This window comes from Paraglaciecola hydrolytica (assembly GCF_001565895.1).
In the GTDB taxonomy this organism is placed as follows: Bacteria; Pseudomonadota; Gammaproteobacteria; order Enterobacterales; family Alteromonadaceae; genus Paraglaciecola; species Paraglaciecola hydrolytica.
The window spans coordinates 343,748-363,444 of sequence record NZ_LSNE01000011.1; the positions used below are offsets into that span (position 1 = coordinate 343,748).

The 19,697-nt window shown below is 42.6% G+C and carries 17 protein-coding genes; all 17 read left to right on the forward strand.

Annotated features, from left to right (window positions below; genetic code table 11):
* The coding region (gene pyrH / locus AX660_RS19960) for a UMP kinase (RefSeq protein WP_068381085.1) at positions 1 to 735 on the forward strand (735 nt) is incomplete at its 5' end.
* A 10-nt stretch (positions 736 to 745) separates the two neighbouring features.
* Positions 746 to 1,303, forward strand: a complete 558-nt coding sequence (gene frr / locus AX660_RS19965; RefSeq protein ID WP_068381088.1) for a ribosome recycling factor — start codon at positions 746 to 748, stop codon at positions 1,301 to 1,303.
* Between the two features lie 19 nt (positions 1,304 to 1,322).
* On the forward strand, positions 1,323 to 2,066 hold the full coding sequence (gene uppS / locus AX660_RS19970; RefSeq protein WP_068381091.1) for a polyprenyl diphosphate synthase: 744 nt from the start codon (positions 1,323 to 1,325) through the stop codon (positions 2,064 to 2,066).
* A 22-nt stretch (positions 2,067 to 2,088) separates the two neighbouring features.
* Entirely contained in the window at positions 2,089 to 2,952 is an 864-nt protein-coding gene (locus AX660_RS19975) for a phosphatidate cytidylyltransferase (protein ID WP_068381096.1), read from the forward strand.
* Positions 2,952 to 4,133 (forward strand): 1-deoxy-D-xylulose-5-phosphate reductoisomerase, encoded by a 1,182-nt coding sequence (gene ispC / locus AX660_RS19980; protein WP_068381099.1) that lies wholly within the window; start codon positions 2,952 to 2,954, stop codon positions 4,131 to 4,133. The genes AX660_RS19975 and ispC overlap by 1 nt, the downstream gene beginning before the upstream one ends.
* Positions 4,133 to 5,485, forward strand: a complete 1,353-nt coding sequence (gene rseP / locus AX660_RS19985) for a sigma E protease regulator RseP (RefSeq protein ID WP_068381223.1) — start codon at positions 4,133 to 4,135, stop codon at positions 5,483 to 5,485. Before ispC ends, rseP begins: the two co-directional genes overlap by 1 nt.
* A 60-nt stretch (positions 5,486 to 5,545) precedes the next feature.
* Complete coding sequence (bamA, locus tag AX660_RS19990; RefSeq protein WP_068381102.1) at positions 5,546 to 8,023, forward strand: outer membrane protein assembly factor BamA; 2,478 nt, start codon at positions 5,546 to 5,548, stop codon at positions 8,021 to 8,023.
* Positions 8,024 to 8,072: 49 nt separating this feature from the next.
* Positions 8,073 to 8,588: an OmpH family outer membrane protein gene (locus AX660_RS19995; RefSeq protein ID WP_082769031.1), complete on the forward strand. Its 516-nt coding sequence runs from the start codon at positions 8,073 to 8,075 to the stop codon at positions 8,586 to 8,588.
* Between the two features lie 27 nt (positions 8,589 to 8,615).
* Positions 8,616 to 9,650 carry a UDP-3-O-(3-hydroxymyristoyl)glucosamine N-acyltransferase gene (gene lpxD, locus AX660_RS20000; protein ID WP_068381105.1) on the forward strand — a complete coding sequence of 345 codons (1,035 nt, stop codon included), beginning with the start codon at positions 8,616 to 8,618 and terminating at the stop codon, positions 9,648 to 9,650.
* 51 nt (positions 9,651 to 9,701) lie between these two features.
* On the forward strand, positions 9,702 to 10,136 hold the full coding sequence (fabZ, locus tag AX660_RS20005) for a 3-hydroxyacyl-ACP dehydratase FabZ (RefSeq protein WP_106404120.1): 435 nt from the start codon (positions 9,702 to 9,704) through the stop codon (positions 10,134 to 10,136).
* 2 nt (positions 10,137 to 10,138) lie between these two features.
* Positions 10,139 to 10,906: an acyl-ACP--UDP-N-acetylglucosamine O-acyltransferase gene (gene lpxA, locus AX660_RS20010; RefSeq protein WP_068381112.1), complete on the forward strand. Its 768-nt coding sequence runs from the start codon at positions 10,139 to 10,141 to the stop codon at positions 10,904 to 10,906.
* Between the two features lie 2 nt (positions 10,907 to 10,908).
* Positions 10,909 to 12,060 carry a lipid-A-disaccharide synthase gene (lpxB, locus tag AX660_RS20015; protein ID WP_068381115.1) on the forward strand — a complete coding sequence of 384 codons (1,152 nt, stop codon included), beginning with the start codon at positions 10,909 to 10,911 and terminating at the stop codon, positions 12,058 to 12,060.
* A complete protein-coding gene (rnhB, locus tag AX660_RS20020) occupies positions 12,061 to 12,654 on the forward strand; it encodes a ribonuclease HII (protein WP_068381118.1) in 594 nt (197 codons plus the stop codon). It abuts the gene before it with no gap.
* Positions 12,655 to 16,122, forward strand: coding sequence for a DNA polymerase III subunit alpha (gene dnaE, locus AX660_RS20025; protein ID WP_068381121.1), 3,468 nt, complete (start codon positions 12,655 to 12,657; stop codon positions 16,120 to 16,122).
* Between the two features lie 45 nt (positions 16,123 to 16,167).
* Entirely contained in the window at positions 16,168 to 17,124 is a 957-nt protein-coding gene (accA, locus tag AX660_RS20030) for an acetyl-CoA carboxylase carboxyl transferase subunit alpha (RefSeq protein ID WP_068381124.1), read from the forward strand.
* Between the two features lie 83 nt (positions 17,125 to 17,207).
* Positions 17,208 to 18,584 carry a tRNA lysidine(34) synthetase TilS gene (tilS, locus tag AX660_RS20035; RefSeq protein WP_068381127.1) on the forward strand — a complete coding sequence of 459 codons (1,377 nt, stop codon included), beginning with the start codon at positions 17,208 to 17,210 and terminating at the stop codon, positions 18,582 to 18,584.
* Between the two features lie 78 nt (positions 18,585 to 18,662).
* Positions 18,663 to 19,535 carry a hypothetical protein gene (locus AX660_RS20040; protein ID WP_068381130.1) on the forward strand — a complete coding sequence of 291 codons (873 nt, stop codon included), beginning with the start codon at positions 18,663 to 18,665 and terminating at the stop codon, positions 19,533 to 19,535.
* The last annotated feature ends 162 nt before the right edge of the window (positions 19,536 to 19,697 follow it).

A 19,697-nucleotide genomic window follows, 5' to 3' on the forward strand; every position in this document is an offset into this window, starting at 1 on the left:
CCTAAATCCGTCTATCGCAGAATTTTGTTGAAACTCAGTGGTGAAGCGTTAATGGGAGAAGAAGGCTTTGGAATTGATCCCAAAGTACTAGAGCGCATGGCGCAAGAAATTAAGGAATTAGTCGAGTTAGGTGTACAAGTTGGCTTAGTCATTGGTGGTGGTAATCTGTTCAGAGGCGAAGGTTTAGCCAAAGCCGGCATGAACCGTGTGGTAGGTGATCACATGGGGATGTTAGCCACAGTAATGAATGGTTTAGCTATGCGTGACGCCTTACACCGCGCCTCGGTGAATGCTAGATTGATGTCGGCTATTCCACTTAACGGTGTATGTGACGATTATAATTGGGCGGAAGCTATTAGTTTACTCAAATCAGGTCGGGTGGTGATCTTCTCTGCAGGAACTGGAAATCCATTTTTTACCACGGATTCAGCAGCCTGTTTACGTGGCATTGAAATTGAGGCCGATGCTGTATTTAAAGCCACTAAAGTGGATGGCGTGTATGATGCAGATCCGGTTAAAAACCCCAATGCCGTAATGTATAAAACCCTTACCTACAACCAAGTATTAGACAAAGAATTGAAAGTGATGGACTTAGCTGCCTTTACTTTAGCCAGAGACCATAACATGCCAATTAGGGTGTTTAATATGAACAAACCGGGATGCCTGAAGGCTGTGGTCTTGGGTGACGACGAAGGCACATTAATATGCCACCCCGAGAAAATACTACAAAAATAGGAAATTTATCGTGATTGATGACATTAATGATGACGCAAGTCAGCGTATGGAAAAAAGTATAACTGCACTACGCAGTCAGTTGGCTAAAATTCGCACGGGCCGTGCTCACCCCGGCATACTTGACAGTATCATGGTGCCTTATTACGGCACGCCAACACCTATCAGACAGTTAGCTAATATTATTGCCGAAGATGCACGTACCTTAGCTTTAACTGTGTTTGATAAAAGCTCTGCGGCCGCGGTAGAAAAAGCCATCATGCAATCTGATCTGGGTTTAAACCCAATGAGTGCTGGTTCTGTCATGCGCATTCCTATGCCAGCACTGACTGAACAGCGTCGTAAAGATTTAATTAAAATCGTGCGTGCCGAAGCAGAGGGCGGGCGTGTGGCTATTCGTAGTATTCGCCGTGATGCCAATAACGACATTAAAGAGTTGTTAAAAGAAAAAGAAATTGGTGAAGACGATGCCCGTCGTGGTGAAGATTCTATCCAGAAACTAACGGATTCCTATATCAAACAGGTTGATGACATTCTTGCTCAGAAAGAGCATGAGTTAATGGAAGTATAGTAAAGGTGGCGTTAGTTTGATGGAAACGGATATTCAGATAAGTAGCCCAGTAATGCCTCAGCATGTGGCTATTATAATGGATGGCAATGGTCGCTGGGCTAAACAAAAAGGTAAGATCCGTACCTTTGGCCATAAAGCTGGCGTCAATGCAGTTAAAGCGTCGGTGTCATTTGCGATAAAAAATAATATTGCCGCGCTTACTTTGTTTGCTTTTAGCAGTGAAAACTGGAACCGCCCCGCTGAAGAAGTGGGGGTTCTGATGGAGTTATTCAGGTTAGTTTTGAATAGCGAAGTAAAAAAACTGCATAAAAATAATGTTAGGCTCAGAGTGATAGGTGATACCAGCCGTTTTGATCCTAAGTTAGTTGATAAAATTGCTAAGGCACAAAACTTAACCGCCAATAATACGGGTTTAACCCTTAATATTGCTGCTAATTATGGTGGTAAGTGGGATATAGTCAACGCGGCGCTTAGCCTATGTACTCAAGTTAAAAACGGTGAACTTGAGCTAAGTGAGATTAACGAAACACTATTTCATTCTCACACCTGTGCGTTCGATCTGCCCGAGGTAGATTTGTTAATTCGCACTGGTGGAGAACAACGCATCAGTAACTTTTTGTTGTGGCAACTTGCCTACGCCGAATTGTATTTTACTGATCTATATTGGCCTGATTTCAATGAAGAAGTTTTCACTCAGGCTGTCGCAAATTTTTCTGAGCGTCAACGTCGTTTTGGATTGACGGGTGAACAAGTAAGTTGCTGAATGCTCGGTTTGGAAAATTAATGTGTTAAAACAACGTATTATTACGGCTCTTATCTTGGCGCCTTTGGCATTATTCGCCATTTTGTTTATGCCTTTACTTGGCTTTGAATTGATGATTGCTGGCGTGGTGGGTTTAGGTGCTTGGGAATGGTCAAGCATGTCAGGCATGACCAGAGCAATCACTAAATCAGCCTATACCGCGGTGATCGTATTGGCGTGTTTATTATTAGCTTGGTTATTACCTACCGAGATGATTTGGTATCAAGGGCAACTTAACGCTTTGTATCATTGGGTTTTATCCGCCGCTGCGTTTTGGTGGGCGGTATCCTTTGTGATGATTTTATTATATCCGCGTTTTAGTTCTGTCTGGCATACCAGTAAAATACTACGAGCAATTTTTGGTTTATTAACCCTGGTCCCTACTTGGGTAGCGGTGGTAAGCCTGCGCACTAGCCTGTATGACGTGGATCATTTTTATGGCGCGTCTCTGATATTTTATGTCTTGGGTATCGTGTGGGCTGCTGATATTGGAGCCTTTTTTGTGGGGATCAAATTTGGTAAACACAAATTAAGACCCAATGTCTCGCCTGGCAAAACCATTGAAGGCCTAATGGGCGGCGTGTTTGCTTCTTCTGCCATTATCGCCTTTGCGGCATTGCACTATCATGTGGATGCATCACGGATCTGGCTATGGGTATTTGTTGGTACCTTAACCGTTGGAGTTTCTGCCTTAGGTGATTTAAATGAAAGTATGTTTAAACGCTGTGCTGGACTAAAAGACAGCGGTACTTTGTTACCTGGACATGGCGGCATTATGGACAGAATTGATAGTTTGACCGCAGCCTTTCCGGTATTTGCGTTTTGTTATGTTATGTGGATGGCTTAATGCAATCCATTTGCATATTGGGCTCTACCGGTTCTATTGGTGTAAGTACTATTGATGTAGTGCTTAGGCATCCTAACAAATATAAGATCTATGCTCTTAGCGCCCACAAAAATATAAGTTTACTTATTGAACAAGCTAAGCGCTGTCAGCCCCACTATATCGTGCTTGCTGATGTTGCTGACTATAACTTGGCTAAAACCTTGTGTATGGACGCTGGATTAACTTGTGAGGTAATCGCTGGGCCAGAAGCCTTGGCGCAAGTTGCAAGTAGCGCCGATGTACATATTGTCATGGCTGCTATCGTTGGTGCGGCAGGTTTATTGCCTACATTGGCCGCGGTCAGAGCGGGTAAAAAAGTCTTGCTGGCCAACAAAGAAGCCTTAGTGATGTCGGGTGAGTTGTTTATTCAAGCCGCGAACGAATCAAAGGCGCAATTATTGCCTATTGATAGTGAACATAACGCTATCTTTCAGTGTTTACCTCATGATTTTGTTTACGGTGATTTAGCTTCAAGTGGCATCAGTAAAATTTTACTGACAGGCTCAGGTGGTCCTTTTCGTAACACGCCCATTAATGAACTTGGTAATATGACACCTGCTCAGGCATGCGCTCATCCCAATTGGGATATGGGGCGTAAGATTTCGGTAGACTCTGCCACCATGATGAACAAAGGCCTTGAGTTTATTGAAGCCCGCTGGTTATTTGGCCTGCAAAGCCAGGACATTCAAGTGGTATTGCACCCACAAAGTATTATTCATTCTATGGTGCAATATTGTGATGGTTCGGTAATCGCGCAGTTGGGTAACCCCGATATGCGCACACCTATCGCCCATGCATTGGCTTACCCGCAGCGCATAGAGTCGGGCGTCGCACCTTTAGATTTTATGCAGTTGGCAGATTTCAGTTTTTGCCAGCCCGATACGCAACGTTATCCCAACCTTAAGTTAGCCATGGATGCCAGCGATGCGGGGCAAAGTGCTACCACCATTTTAAATGCCGCCAATGAAATAGCGGTTGACGCATTTTTAAAAGGGCAGATTAGATTTACGCAAATTGCGCAGATCAACCAAGAGGTGTTGGATGCTACTGAATTACAAAATATTAGCGACATCGAAGGGGTGTTAATGCTTGACCAACAGGCACGTACGCTGGCTACACAACACATAAGGTTGTTACATTGATTTTTGAATTGGTTCGTAATATCGCGGCATTTATTGTTGCTTTAGGCATCTTAGTCGCGGTGCACGAGTGGGGACATTTTTGGGTGGCGCGACGCTGTGGCGTTAAAGTATTACGTTTTTCTATCGGTTTTGGTAAAGCTCTGTGGCGCCGCACTGATAAACACGGCACTGAATATGTAATCGCCGCTATTCCGCTCGGTGGTTATGTCAAAATGCTCGACGAAAGGGTCGATGAAGTCCCTGAAGCACAGCTCGCCATGGCGTTTAATCGCCAACCCGTGCTTAAAAAGATTGCGATCGTTGCAGCAGGTCCCATAGTTAATTTTATTTTTGCGGCCTTTGCGTTGTATCTGATGTTTCTGATAGGTGTGCCAACCAGTAAACCTATGTTAGGTGAGATTGAAAGCGATTCGATAGTGGCGCGCGCGGGTATACCAGCCAATTCGGTTATTACTAGTGTTGGTGGACGCCAAACCTTAAACTGGGAAGAAGTGAATCTTGAGCTGATGTCTTACATTGGCAAATCAGCTATTCCTATTGGTTGGAAAGCGGCAGGCAGTTATAGCGAACGTTTTGCTGTGCTGGATAGCAGTCAGTGGAAATTTGAGCCCGAAACCAGTTCAGCATTGAGCAGTTTAGGTTTTAGTATCTACCGCCCCGAGATTTTGCTGATTTTAGGTCAAGTATTAGACAATTCAGCCGCAGATTTGCTTGGATTACGGGTTGGTGACAAAATTCTGCGCCTAGATGGAACTAGTATGCAAAATTGGGAACAAATAGTGGGTTATGTAATTCAACGTCCACAGCAAGTTATTAGTGTTGATGTTGAAAGAGATGGTCAGGAACTGACGTTGACCGGCACGGTTGGGCAACGCGAGACCAACGGTGTAAACCAAGGATTTATGGGTTTTACCCCGACCTTAGACAAGTGGCCGGAAGGTGTACTTTTTACCTATCAATACGGTGTTATTGATAGTGTGAGCAAAGCTTTAGACAAGACTTGGCGTTTGATGACTTTAAGTGTCGAAATGTTGGGCAAGCTGATAAGTGGAGACGTATCAGTTAAAAATTTGAGTGGTCCAATTGCTATCGCACAAGGTGCGGGGATGAGTGCCAGTTCTGGAATAGTCTACTTTTTAAGCTTTTTAGCCTTAATTAGCGTCAATTTAGGAATTATTAACCTTTTACCCCTTCCAGTGCTTGATGGTGGCCACTTACTCTATTACTTTATAGAGCTTTTTAGCGGGCGACCGGTTTCTGAGTCTGTACAGGAAATTGGCTTTAAAATAGGTGGCGTCATTTTGCTGCTACTAATGAGCATCGCGATTGTTAATGATATAACGCGTTTGTAGTTTTTACCGACCGAACAGGTCATGCGCAAATTGTTGTGCGTTTAGGAAGAATATTAATAAATGAAGTTTAAACTGTTAGTTGTTGCCGGATTGATCCTTTCCATTACTAGCTTTGCTAATGTGGCTGCTGAAAGCGAATTTGTCGTTCAAGACATCAAAATTGAAGGTTTGCAAAGGGTTGCCTTAGGTGCCGCGTTAACCTATTTACCGGTGAAAGTCGGTGATGAAATGAATAGTTTCCGCATTTCGCAGTTAATCCGTTCGCTGTATTCCTCTACCCACTTTGAAAGTATTCAAATTTTACGTGATGGTGGAGTGTTGTTAGTGCGTGTAAAAGAACGTCCTACTATCAGCAGTATCATTTTTGACGGTAACGATGATATTAAAGATGAACAACTCCAAGAAAGCCTCGATGGTAGTAATATCAAGATCGGTGAACCACTGGATAAAACCGTCTTAACCTCAATTGAAAATGGTTTAAAAGACTTCTACTACAGCATTGGTAAATATAACGCCGATGTGAGTGCCATCATTACTCCCTTGCCCCGTAATCGGGTTGACGTAAAGTTGTTGTTTGAAGAAGGTGACGCGGCAAAAATTCAACAGATCAATATTGTCGGTAACAGCAAGTTTAGTGACAAAGAATTACTTGATCAGGTCGAGTTAAAATTTGATACCCCTTGGTGGGATTTTTTGTCTGAAACTCGCTACCAGAAACAAAAATTATCTGGTGATATGGAAACCATCACCAGCTATTACAAAGACCGTGGTTATTTACGTTTTAATATCGATTCGACTCAGGTATCGATGACACCAGAGAAAAGTGGTATCTATATCACCCTCAACGTGGATGAAGGTGAGCTCTATACCATATCAGATGTCGAGTTAATTGGTGACTTATTAGGCCATGAAGCTTATATCAAACTCGTATTACCGCTCACTAAAGGCGAGTTGTATAACCAAGCTGAAGTCACTTATACCGAAGAATTTATCAGTAAGTACTTAGGCCGTTTTGGTTATGCTTATCCAACGGTTACTACTATTCCGGATATTAACGAAGAAGACAAAACCGTTAAGCTAGTATTGTCAGTTGACCCAGGTAAACGTATTTATGTACGCCGTATCAACTTTGCCGGTAATGGCAGCACTTCAGACGAAGTATTACGTCAATCGGTAAACCAAATGGAAGGCTCTTGGTTATCTAATGCCACTTTGGAGTCGTCAAAAAACAGCTTATCTCGTTTAACCTATATGGAAAAAGTGGACTTCGAAACCATCCGTATCCCAGGTGAAGATGACAAAGTAGATGTTAACTTTACAGTAAAAGAGCAACCATCGGGTTCATTTAATGCCGGTATTGGTTATGGTGACAGAACTAAACTGAGCTTACAGGCGGGTATTCAACAAGATAACTTCTTAGGTACCGGCAAACGTATTGCTTTTAACGTCAGTACCGTGTCATATCAAAAAAGTGTGCAACTTTCTTATACTGACCCGTATTTCACCATCGATGGCATATCTTTAGGTGGCAGTGTTTCTTACAGTGAGTTTGATGGTAGCTCGGCTAACCTCATTCAATACAACAGTAAACAATATTCTGTTGGTGGCACTATAGGTTACCCAATTGATGAATTTAACCGTATTAACTTTGGTTTAACTTACAGTAGTGTTGAGTTATTCCAGAATACGCCTTATGTGCAAACCACACGTTTTAATAATCAGTTTATTGATCCAAATAACCCTGACGCCGCGATTAAATATGACAGCTTTTTAGGTTCAGTTGCCTGGTTACGTTCGACTTTAAACCGTGGTGTTTTCCCCACTGCTGGTTCATCACAACGGGCATCATTTAGTATTACCACACCCAATTCTGACGTGAATTATTTTAAAACCGAAGTGGATGCTAAGTGGTACTTCCCCTTATCACGTAATCAACGTTGGTCATTTTTAGCAAGATTTAAAGCGGGTTATGGTAATGGCTATGGTGAAGTAAACGGTATTGACCAAATATTGCCCTTTACTCAACATTTTACCGCCGGTGGTAGTGATACCTTACGTGGTTTTGAAAATAATACCGTCGGACCTCGTGGTTTGCAGGTAACTCCACAATTGATTTTGACCGATCCCAACGGTGTGCCGATTTATTCTGACCCATCAAACGATACCATCACAATATCAACTCGTTCTTTAGGTGGTAATGCGATGGCACTTGGGGGCTTGGAATTAATCGTTCCGACCCCATTTGTAGAAGCAGACTTTGATAACTCTGTGCGCAGTAGTATTTTCCTTGACGTGGGTAACGTTTGGGATACAGAGTTTGATTACAACAAGTATAAGTCCTTAGACGTTAATAAAAGTTACAACAATGATGGTTTACTTGATTATAGTGACCCAACGCTATATAGAGCTTCTTATGGAGTTTCTGTACAATGGTTGTCACCCATGGGGCCTATGGTCTTTAGTTTCTCAAAAGCATTACAAGAACGTGAAGGAGATGATATGAAATTCTTCTCCTTTAACATTGGTCAGACATTTTAATTACGTGACTGGTAACTCAACCAATCATCTTTAGAAGTAGGAGTTTGTTTTGAATAAATTTAGTAAAAGTATTATTGCCACTGCCTTGTTAAGTACAGCGATGGCCAGTTCAGTTGTTATGGCTGAACAAAAAATTGCAGCCGTAGATGTGCAGCGCATTTTCCAGTCAATGCCACAAGCTGCTGCTATTCAGCAAACTATTGCTGCAGAGTTTAAAGATCAAACGGAAGAAATTAACCGTTTAGAAAAAGACGTTAAGTATTATCTTGAGAAATACCAACGTGACGCGGCGACCATGAGCGCCAAAGAGAAAACTGACTTAGAAGTAAAAATCGGTGGTTTACGTGAAGAATACACCAATAAAGCACAGCCTTTACAACAGCAAATCCAAGGCCGTTTGAAAGACGAACAAAACAAATTGCTTGGTTTGATCAAACAAAGCATTGATGTGGTTGCTGCTAAAGGGAAATACGACGTAATCTTAAATGCCAACGCTGTTGCATTTATCAACGAAGATCACGACATCTCTAAATTAGTCATAGACCAAGTATCTAAAGTAAACTAAACCTACTCAGGTTTAAGCAAGGTTCACTTGATTAATACCATTAGTTTAAAAGATATCGCCGCAGCCATCGATGCCCAATTGCATCTGGCTGCAGGTGATACAGAAAGTACTATGATCTCGTCCATTGCCACTTTAGCCAAAGCAGGCAATGGTCAGATTTCATTTTTAGCCAATAGCAAGTATCGTAACCAGCTTGCTGATACCCTCGCACAAGTCGTCATTCTTAGCAGTGATGAACTAGCCCATTGCAAACGTTCTGCCTTAGTTATGGCTAATCCTTATGTGGGTTTTGCCAAAGTAGCGCAGTTGTTGGATAGCACACCAGATGCTGCCCATAGCATTTCAGAGCGAGCGACAATTGCTAGCGATGTAGTATTAGGTAACAAGGTTAAAATTGGTCCTAATGCTGTTATTGAGAGTGGTGTGCAACTGGGTGATAACGTGCAAATTGGTGCGGGTTGCTTTGTTGGTCAAAATACTAAAATCGGTGCCAACACTAAACTGTGGGCTAATGTCACCATCTACCATAATGTAGTGATAGGGCAAGACTGTTTGTTTCAAGCCAATACTGTCATTGGTAGTGATGGTTTTGGTTATGCTAACGAAAAAGGCAGGTGGATTAAAATCCCGCAACTTGGCCGAGTGATCATTGGCAACAAGGTTGAAATAGGGGCTAGCACCACTATTGATCGTGGCGCATTAGATGACACTATTTTAGCCGACGGCGTGATTATTGATAACCAATGTCAGATAGCCCATAACGTTGTGATAGGTGAAAATACCGCTATTGCTGGTTGTACAGTTATTGCAGGCAGTACTACAGTTGGACGAAATTGCAGTATCGCGGGCTTAGTAGGAATTAATGGTCATATTGATATTTGTGACGGAGTACTTATCACCGGTATGAGTATGATAACCAAGAATATTACTGAGGCTGGTGTATATTCATCGGGCATGCCGGCACAATCCAATAGGGAATGGCGAAAAAATACGGTTGCGTTGAGAAACATTGATAATCTCAATCAGCGCATTAAAACTTTGGAAAAGTTACAAGCCAAATAGTAATTTACATTTGGTAATAGTCGTGTGAGGAGACGCCTTTTGGCTCATGAAATGCAATCTATTGACATAGAAGAGATAATGAATCTTCTGCCACATAGATACCCTTTTTTATTAGTTGATCGCATAACGGATTATTCTGCTTATGAGTCAATTACTGGTTATAAAAATATTACCTTTAATGAACCCTGTTTTACCGGCCATTTTCCCGGTAAACCTATATTTCCTGGTGTATTGATATTAGAAGCCTTGGCGCAAGTTGCGGGGGTTTTGGGCTTTAAGTCAGTGGGTAATTCTGATGATTTGTATCTGTATGCTGGCATTGATAATGCTCGTTTCAAACGACCAGTGGTGCCCGGAGATCGTATGGATATGCAAGTAAATTTAATTAAAGAACGTCGCGGAATTTGGAAGTTTCATGGAGTCGCCACTGTTGACTCTAATGTAGTATGTGAAGCTGAATTTATGTGTGCAATGCGGAAACTCTGATTTTGATCCATTCAACAGCCATTATTCATCCTTCGGCAGAGCTAGGCAATAATGTCTCGGTGGGCCCCTTTTGTGTTATCGATGCGAATGTCACTATCGACGATAACACTATATTAGAATCCCATGTCGTTATTAAAGGCAAAACCACGATAGGCAAAAATAACCATTTTTACCAATTTGGCTCTATCGGCGAAGCCTGTCAGGATAAAAAATATAAAGGTGAAGCAACCGAATTGATTATTGGTGACAATAATGTGTTGCGTGAAGGGATCACCGTGCATCGTGGCACAGTGCAAGACCGTGGTATCACTCAGATTGGCAATAACAACTTATTGATGACCTATGTGCACATAGCTCATGACTGCGTTATTGGTAATAACAGTATATTAGCCTCCAATGCTACTTTAGCTGGCCATGTACATGTGGGTGATTGGGTTATTTTGGGTGGCATGACAGCCGCTCATCAGTTTTGTCATATCGGTTCACACAGTTTTGTAGGTGGTGGCGTGATTGTACTGCGTGACGTACCCCCCTATGTCATGTTGGGTGAAGGCAGTATTCCTCGGGGCATTAATTCTGAAGGTTTACGTCGTCGAGGTTTTTCTGACGAGACCATTTTACATATCAAACGTGCCTATAAAGTTTTATATCGTAATGGTAATCGCGCAGAAGAAGCAGTAACCATCATGCGTCAAATGTCTCAAGATGTGCCTGAAATTAATTTATTGGCCGATTTTGTTGAATCCTCTTCTCGAGGGATCGTCCGCTAAACATGAGCGAAAAAAAACTTAGAATCGGCATAGTTGCCGGTGAAGCCTCTGGTGACATACTGGCTGCTGGCCTAATTAAACAGTTGAAAAAACGTTTCCCTGATGCTGATTTTGTTGGCATCGCGGGCTCCAAAATGCTGGCTCAAGGCTGTCAAAGCTTATTCGACATGGAAGAGTTGTCGGTGATGGGTTTAGTTGAGGTGCTATCACGTATTCGACGTTTGTTATTTGTCCGCAAATCCTTGCTCAATTATTTTTTAGCTAATCCCATCGATATTTTTATCGGTGTGGATGCCCCTGATTTCAACCTTGGTTTAGAACTTAAATTAAAACGTAAGGGCATTCCTACAGTGCAATACGTTAGCCCAACAGTATGGGCTTGGCGTGAAAAACGAATATATAAAATAGCCAAAGCCACTAATCTGGTATTGAGCATTTTTCCCTTTGAAAAAGCAGTTTATGACAAACACGCGATACCTTGTGAGTTTGTAGGTCATACCTTGGCCGATGAAATTGAACTAGAGCCTAACAAGTCAGCTACCCGTAAAGCCTTAAATATACAGCCACAAGATACGGTTTTAGCCTTGTTACCCGGCAGTCGCAAAAGTGAAGTAGACAGTTTGCTGGATATTTTTGTGCAAAGTGCGGTGTTATTAACCAAAGATATTCCGCACTTAAAAATATTGATCCCGGTGATTAATCGCCAACGTAAAAATCAGGTCGAAAGTTACTTGGCCATGCATCCCCCCGCAGTGGATTATCGTATTGTGATAGGTCATGCTCGTCAGGTCATGATAGCGTCAGATGCGGTATTGTTAGCCTCAGGTACGGCAACCTTGGAAGCCATGTTATGTAAACGTAATATGGTGGCCGCTTATCGCTTAAACAAACTTACCCATTTAATGATGAAGTGGCTGTATAAAGCTAAATATTTTGCACTACCCAATGTACTTGCCGATGAAAAAGTCATCCCTGAATTATTACAAGAAGATGTTAATCCACAGACCATCGCCCAGTTATTGTTGCCCATGCTTAAAGATCAAAATGTGCAGCAAGCCTTACATGAAAAATTTATGCAGTTACACCATAGCCTCAAAAAAGACGCTGATGTACAAGCGGCTAATGCTGTGGCTAACTTATTGAGACAAGTCTAGATGGGTCGTTTAATCGCCGGTGTCGATGAAGTGGGACGTGGCCCCTTAGTCGGCGATGTAGTTACAGCGGCCGTGATTCTTGATCCTCTAAAACCTATAGCTGGTTTAGCTGATTCTAAAAAATTGTCTGAAAAAAAACGTGAGTCATTAGCGCTGCTTATTCAGCAAAACGCTTTATGTTGGGCGATTGGTCGTGCCTCACCCCAAGAAATTGATGAATTAAACATACTGCAAGCAACGATGTTGGCCATGACCCGAGCAGTTCAGGCTTTACGTATTCAACCTGATCATGTGATGGTAGATGGTAATCGTTGTCCAAAGTGGCGCTATTCAAGTGAAGCCATTGTAAAAGGAGATGGTTTAATCCCAGAGATTTCGGCCGCATCGATAATTGCAAAGGTCGCCAGAGATCACGAAATGTGTGCTTTGGATCTTGCCTATCCTGAATATGGTTTTGCCCAGCATAAAGGTTATCCAACCGCCTTTCATTTACGCAAACTAGCAGAGTTGGGGCCCTTGCCTCAGTATCGAATGAGTTTTAAGCCCGTGCAGCTCTCACTTGCTGCCCGTGATGGTCAACTAGCAGGAAAGTAAATGGCAGATACGTCTTTTGTGCACTTAAGGGTGCACAGTGATTATTCAATGCTCGATGGTTTAAATAAAATTAAACCACTCGTGAGTCATGCCAAAAAATTAGGCATGCCAGCGGTTGCCATTACCGATCAGATGAATATGTGTGGTTTGGTTAAGTTTTACGGCGCCGCGCATAGCAACGGTATTAAACCCATAATTGGTACCGATTTTTGGGTTAAGAGCAGTGAACTCGAAGAACAAATTTTTCGTCTGACCTTGCTGGCGATGAACAATGATGGTTATAAAAATATTACCTTGTTGATATCCAAAGCCTATTTACGTGGCAGTGTGCAAGATAGAGCGGTCATTGAGCTTGATTGGTTGGTCGAACATTCAGTTGGAGTGATTATCTTATCTGGCGGGCGTATGGGCGACTTAGGCCTCACTCTCACCAAAGGTAATGTTGATGCCACTCAGCGTATCACCGAATTTTACCAACAACATTTTCAAGATCGTTATTTTCTCGAACTCACTCGAACTGGGCGCCAAGGTGAAGAAGATTATATTCACCGCGCAATAGCTTGGGCGCAGCAACATGACTTGCCCGTGGTTGCCACCAATGAAGTGTGTTTTATCGAACAACAGAATTTTGCTGCCCACGAAATACGCGTAGCTATTCATGATGGATTTACCCTCAACGATCCACGCCGTCCTAAACTTTACAGTGAACAGCAGTATTTCCGCACCAGCGAAGAAATGCTTGAGCTGTTTGTCGATATTCCCGAAGCCTTGCAAAATACCGTCGAAATTGCCAAACGTTGCAATGTTACCGTCACCTTAGGCGAGTATTTCTTGCCTAAATTCCCCACTGGTGAACTCACAGATGCCGAATATTTGGTCAAAGTATCTGAAGAAGGCTTAGAAAAACGTCTGGCGTTTTTATTTCCTGACGAGCAAGTACGCTTAGAGCGTCGTCCTGAATATGATGATCGTCTCAGAATCGAGATGGAAGTAATTAACCAAATGGGTTTCCCTGGTTACTTCTTGATCGTAATGGAGTTTATTCAGTGGAGTAAAGACAACGGTATTCCGGTGGGGCCTGGCCGTGGGTCGGGTGCGGGGTCGCTGGTAGCTTATGCTCAAGGCATTACCGATCTTGACCCTCTGGAATTCGATTTACTGTTTGAACGATTTTTGAATCCCGAGCGGGTATCTATGCCTGACTTTGACGTGGATTTTTGCATGGACAGACGTGACGAAGTTATCGAGCACGTCGCTGAGCTCTATGGCCGTCAGGCGGTTTCACAAATTATCACTTTTGGTACCATGGCCGCCAAAGCCGTGGTACGTGACGTAGGCCGTGTATTAGGGCATCCCTATGGTTTTAACGATAGGATTTCAAAACTAATACCACCCACGCCGGGCATGACCCTAGAAAAAGCTTTTGAAGAAGAGCCACGTTTACCTGAGTTATACGCCCAAGACGAAGATGTCAAAGAACTCATTGATATGTGCCGCATATTAGAAGGTGTTACACGTAATGCCGGTAAACATGCGGGAGGGGTGGTTATCGCCCCAACTCAGATTACTGATTTTGCTCCGCTTTATTGTGACGACGAAGGTAAGAACCCAGTAACCCAGTTTGATAAAAACGATGTTGAATATGCCGGTTTGGTAAAATTCGATTTCTTGGGTTTACGCACGCTGACCATCATTCAATGGGCCATCGATATGATAGCCAGTGGTCGCGGTATCAAAGTTGATATCTCGGCTATTCCATTGGTCGATGCTAAATGTTTTAAATTACTACAAAACGCCGAAACTACTGCGGTATTCCAGCTCGAATCTCGCGGCATGAAAGAGCTCATTAAGCGCTTACGCCCAGATACCTTTGAAGACATTATCGCCTTGGTGGCTTTGTTTCGCCCCGGTCCTTTGCAATCGGGCATGGTTGACAACTTTATCGACCGTAAACATGGCCGTGAAGCCATATCTTATCCTGATGCTCAGTATCAGCATGAATGTTTAAAAGAAATCCTTGAGCCGACCTACGGTATTATTTTGTATCAAGAACAGGTTATGCAAATCGCTCAGGTGATGTCGGGTTACAGCCTAGGTGGTGCCGACTTATTGCGCCGTGCTATGGGTAAAAAGAATGCTGATGAAATGGCCAAACAGCGCGAATCATTTGAAACCGGTGCTAAAGACAACGGCATTGATCCTGATCTGGCGATTAAAATCTTCGATTTGGTAGAAAAATTTGCGGGTTATGGTTTTAACAAATCTCACTCTGCGGCTTATGCCTTGGTGTCTTATCAAACCTTGTGGTTAAAAACTCATTATCCCGCTGAGTTTATGGCTGCGGTAATGTCGGCTGATATGGACAATACGGACAAGATCGTGACCTTGGTAGACGAATGCCAGCGCATGGGCATAACCATTTTGCCACCTGATTTAAATGCCGGGCGTTATAAATTTACCGTCGATGAACAAGGTCGAATTGTTTACGGCATAGGTGCGATTAAAGGGGTAGGCGAAGGGCCAATAGAGGCCATCATTGCTGCTCGTGAGCAACATCAAAAGTTCTCAGACTTATTTGATTTTTGTGCCAAGGTCGATATTAAAAAGATCAATAAAAGAGTACTCGAAAAGTTAGTTTATGCTGGGGCTTTTGATTCGTTTGGCCCCCATAGAGCATCTATTATGGCAACTTTGCCCGATGCCTTGGCGGCAGCTGATCAACATGCTAAAGCCGAATCGTTTGGCCAATCAGATATGTTTGGACTGTTAACCACTGAGCCTGAATTAGTCGAACAAGCCTTTGTTGATGTGCCTAAATGGCCTGATAAAGTGTGGTTGGATGGCGAAAAAGTAGCCCTAGGGTTGTATCTAACAGGTCATCCGATTAATCAGTATTTACACGAATTAAAACATTATGCACAAAACCGCTTAGTGGATCTAAAACCCACCCACAAAGATCAGATTTCCCATGCTGTGGGCTTGGTTATTAATGTGCGGATAATGACTAATAAACGGGGTAAACGCTGGGCCTTAGTGACCTTAGATGATAAAAGTGGACGTATCGACGCACGCTTTTTCCCCGAAATGTTTGAACAATATGAAAGTTTGCTGCAAGTAGATAAAATCCTCGTGATCAGCGGACAGGTCAGCTTTGATGAATTCTCTGGGGGCAATACAATACAGGCCCGCGACGCAATGGATATAGTGCAAGCCCGCGAAAAAAATGCAAAAGGCATTCAAATTCAATTGGAATCAAGCTGGTGCAATCCTGCTAGTCTCGCTAAACTGCAAACTATTTTACGCCCTTATCAAGGTGGCAGTTGTCCGATACAGGTGCATTATCGTCACCCCGATGCAGAGGTTAGCTTAGCGTTTGGCGCCCAGTGGTATATTACCCCTGAAGATGAACTATTATATGACTTACAGCAATATTTGGGAGCATCCCAAGTCGCTCTGGTTTTTCATTAAGACAGATTGATTAAACTGCGGTAAGTAAAAACAATTAGGTGTGCAATGAGTGTAAATTTCTTAGAATTCGAAAAGCCCATCGCTGTATTAGAAGCGAAAATTGAAGAGTTACGACTGGTCAATCAAGGTGGTGAATTTGATGTCAGTATCGAAGAAGAAATCACTAAACTTCGTGAAAAATGCGCAGAGCAAAGTAAAAAGATCTTTGCTAATTTAGGCGCATGGCAGGTATCACAAGTGGCCCGTCATCCAATGCGTCCGTATACCTTGGATTATTTATCCAGAATTTTTACCGAGTTTGAAGAATTAGCCGGTGATCGTGCCTTTGCCGATGATAAAGCGATAGTGGGTGGTTTGGCTAAATTTGAAGGTCGTGCCGTGATGGTTATTGGTCATCAAAAAGGTCGTGATACTAAAGAAAAAATTCGCCGTAATTTTGGTATGCCCAAACCCGAAGGTTATCGTAAGGCCTTACGTTTGATGAAGATGGCTGAGCGTTTTAACCTGCCGATTATTACCTTTATCGACACGCCAGGTGCTTATCCCGGTGTTGGCGCTGAAGAGCGCGGCCAAAGTGAAGCCATCGCCATGAACCTGAAAGTCATGGCCGGCTTAAAAGTACCTGTAATTTGTACCGTTATTGGTGAAGGTGGTTCAGGTGGTGCTTTAGCGATAGGCGTAGGCGACAGAGTTAACATGTTGCAATACAGTACCTATTCGGTTATCTCACCAGAAGGTTGTGCTTCAATTTTGTGGAAGAGTGCGGATAAAGCCCCGCTGGCTGCCGAAGCTATGGGGGTTAGTGCCAAACAAATTAAAGAATTAGGTTTGATTAACCATATTATTGAAGAGCCTTTAGGTGGCGCCCATCGTGATCATGACAGCATGGCGGCTAACCTAAGAGCAACCTTGAAACAACAACTAACTCAGCTTTCTACCTTGTCGGTTGATGAACTTCTCAATCAACGATACGAACGTTTGATGTCGTTTGGTTATTGTTAATATTCCATCTTAAATCCTCAGTCGCCTGCTTTACATTAAGTTAGGCGACTTGTTGCAAGGTAACGGCAGATTAAACAGACAAGATGAATTTAATCAGTGAGTTACAAACAAAGTTAATCCCTGTTTTAGCCAGTAGTCAGCACGCTATTGTAGTGGCCTATAGTGGTGGCGTGGACTCGCACGTGTTACTGCATTGTCTTTCTGTTCTGCGTAAGCAGGGCGTTATTAATAATCCTATCTCAGCCATTCATATCCATCATGGACTTAGTGCTAATGCCGATGAGTGGGTCAAACATTGTCAGCAAGTCTGCCAAGGATTAGGGCTCTCTTTGCAAGCCGCTAAGGTCAATGTAAATAAACAAGCGCGCCAAAGCCTAGAAGCTGTGGCACGTAGCGCACGTTACGCAAAAATTACCGAACTTGTGCCTGAACACGCTGTGGTTTTATTGGCACAACATCAGGATGACCAGCTAGAAACAGTATTGCTGCAGCTTAAACGTGGAGCTGGGCCAAAAGGTTTGGCAGGCATGGCCGCTTTAGCAGAGCAAGTAAGTGATACAGGTAAAACTGTACGTTTTTTGCGACCATTATTAAGCACTTCTCAAGCCGACATCATGGCTTATGCAAAGGAGCAAAACCTTAAGTGGATTGAAGATGAATCCAATCAAAATACGGATTTCGAACGTAATTTTTTACGTCATAGGATTTTACCTGCTTTAACAAAAAAATGGCCGGAGCTAGCTAAAACCGCAGCACGTAGCGTACAACTATGTGCTGAGCAGCAGTTACTGTTGGATGAAATCAGTGTACAAAAACTCGCTGATATTCGTGCTGAGCAACACAGCTTATTGGTGCCCCCTTTACTGGAAATGAGTACCGCATGGTTGCATCAACTTGTGCGTGTATGGCTTGCCGAGTCTGGTATTTCAGCGCCGTCACAAACGCTATTGCACAAGCTCAAACCTGAATTGTTAGAGGCCAAAGCAGATGCAAATCCTATATTGCAATGGGGAAATTGGCAGTTCAGACGTTTTGATCAACGTTTGTTTGTGATCCCTGCAGTTGAGCCAATTCACGCCCATACCCTAGTCTGGCAAGGGCAAACTCTGATTAAATTACCTGAACCACTAGGAACATTAGCGTTTCTATCCTCTGCTGAGCAGCCTAACCAGAGTAACTCCCTGTTGTTTGACTCTGACTTGGGTGAGCTAAAATTGTATTTTGGTGGTTATACACAACGTTTTAAACCTGCTAATAGCCCTTTCTCAAAACCGCTAAAACAATGGTACAAAGAATGGAAAGTTCCACCGTGGCAAAGAGATAAAATTGTTTTGTTCACTCAGAATAAAGAAGTTTTAGCGTTGTTGATGGATGGCAAATGGCTGTTGTCCCATGAGTATCAATCCAGAATTTCTTCATTGCATACAGTTGCTGCACTGCGGCTATACTATCAAGCCTAATATCGATCTTAGCTAGTACGGTTGTAATAGGTAGTTAGATACGCCATATTGACTATAAAAAAAGGCCAGTATTAAATCATGCCGCTTAAAACGATTTGTTTGTTACTCCTTTATTGCAGCGCCACAATAGCAAAAACCACTTTTACCTTTAAAGGTGGTGAATCGGATGATGATCAACGTCAATACTATCTGCAGCAAGTGCTTACCTTAGCCCTCGATAAAACCGTGGATGATTATGGTGATTTTGAGTTGGTTCCTCGTGCTGAAGGTCTTAATCTTGCCAGAACATTTCGTCAGTCTGAAGCGCGAGCTTATCCCAACTTCTTTTTCAGGGTTTCTATGACCGATGATATTGCGGCTAACTATGCAGTCGTGCCTTTTCCTGTGGATAGAGGAGTGTCTGGATACCGTGTTGCATTGGTAAAAAATGATAAGGTAAATAGTTTGTGTGGCAAGGAGCAACTTGATATTGCAAGCTATTCGGTCGTACAAGGTGTTGCTTGGTTAGATGGAGATATATTACGGGCTAATAATCTACGAGTTTACGATAGCAGTAGTTATGACAACATGTTTGAAATGATCAATGGTGGGCGCATGGATTTGTTTTTCCGCGCTATCAATGAAATTAAATTTGAATATGAAACCAAGTCTCAAGCCTTAAAAGGTTTACAGATTGAACCTTGTATTGCGCTTTATTATCCTTTGCCACGTTTTTTTGTCACAGATAAAGCTAATCAAGCCAACGCTGAGCGTATCTATCAAGGTTTATTGCGAGCTTATAATGATGGCAGTTTTCAGACGTTGTGGATGGCGTTTTTTAAAGAAAGCATGATTTGGGTTAATCTTAAACAACGCAACATTATTAAGTTAGAAAATCCATTTATCAAAAAGCTAAATAAAGATTATGAGCAATATAACTTTGTTATGTCTGAGTTTTTAGAAGTACCTTAGGGGATATAAATAATATATAAAAAAACGGCCTCAGAAGAGGCCGTTTTCTAAGGAAAGGTGTTTAGACCTTACCCACCATGTTGAACTGTTTCACATGATTGAATTTTTTGCTGTTCACTAGTAACTATTTACTAGTATCTAGCTACTTGCTTAAATACGTTC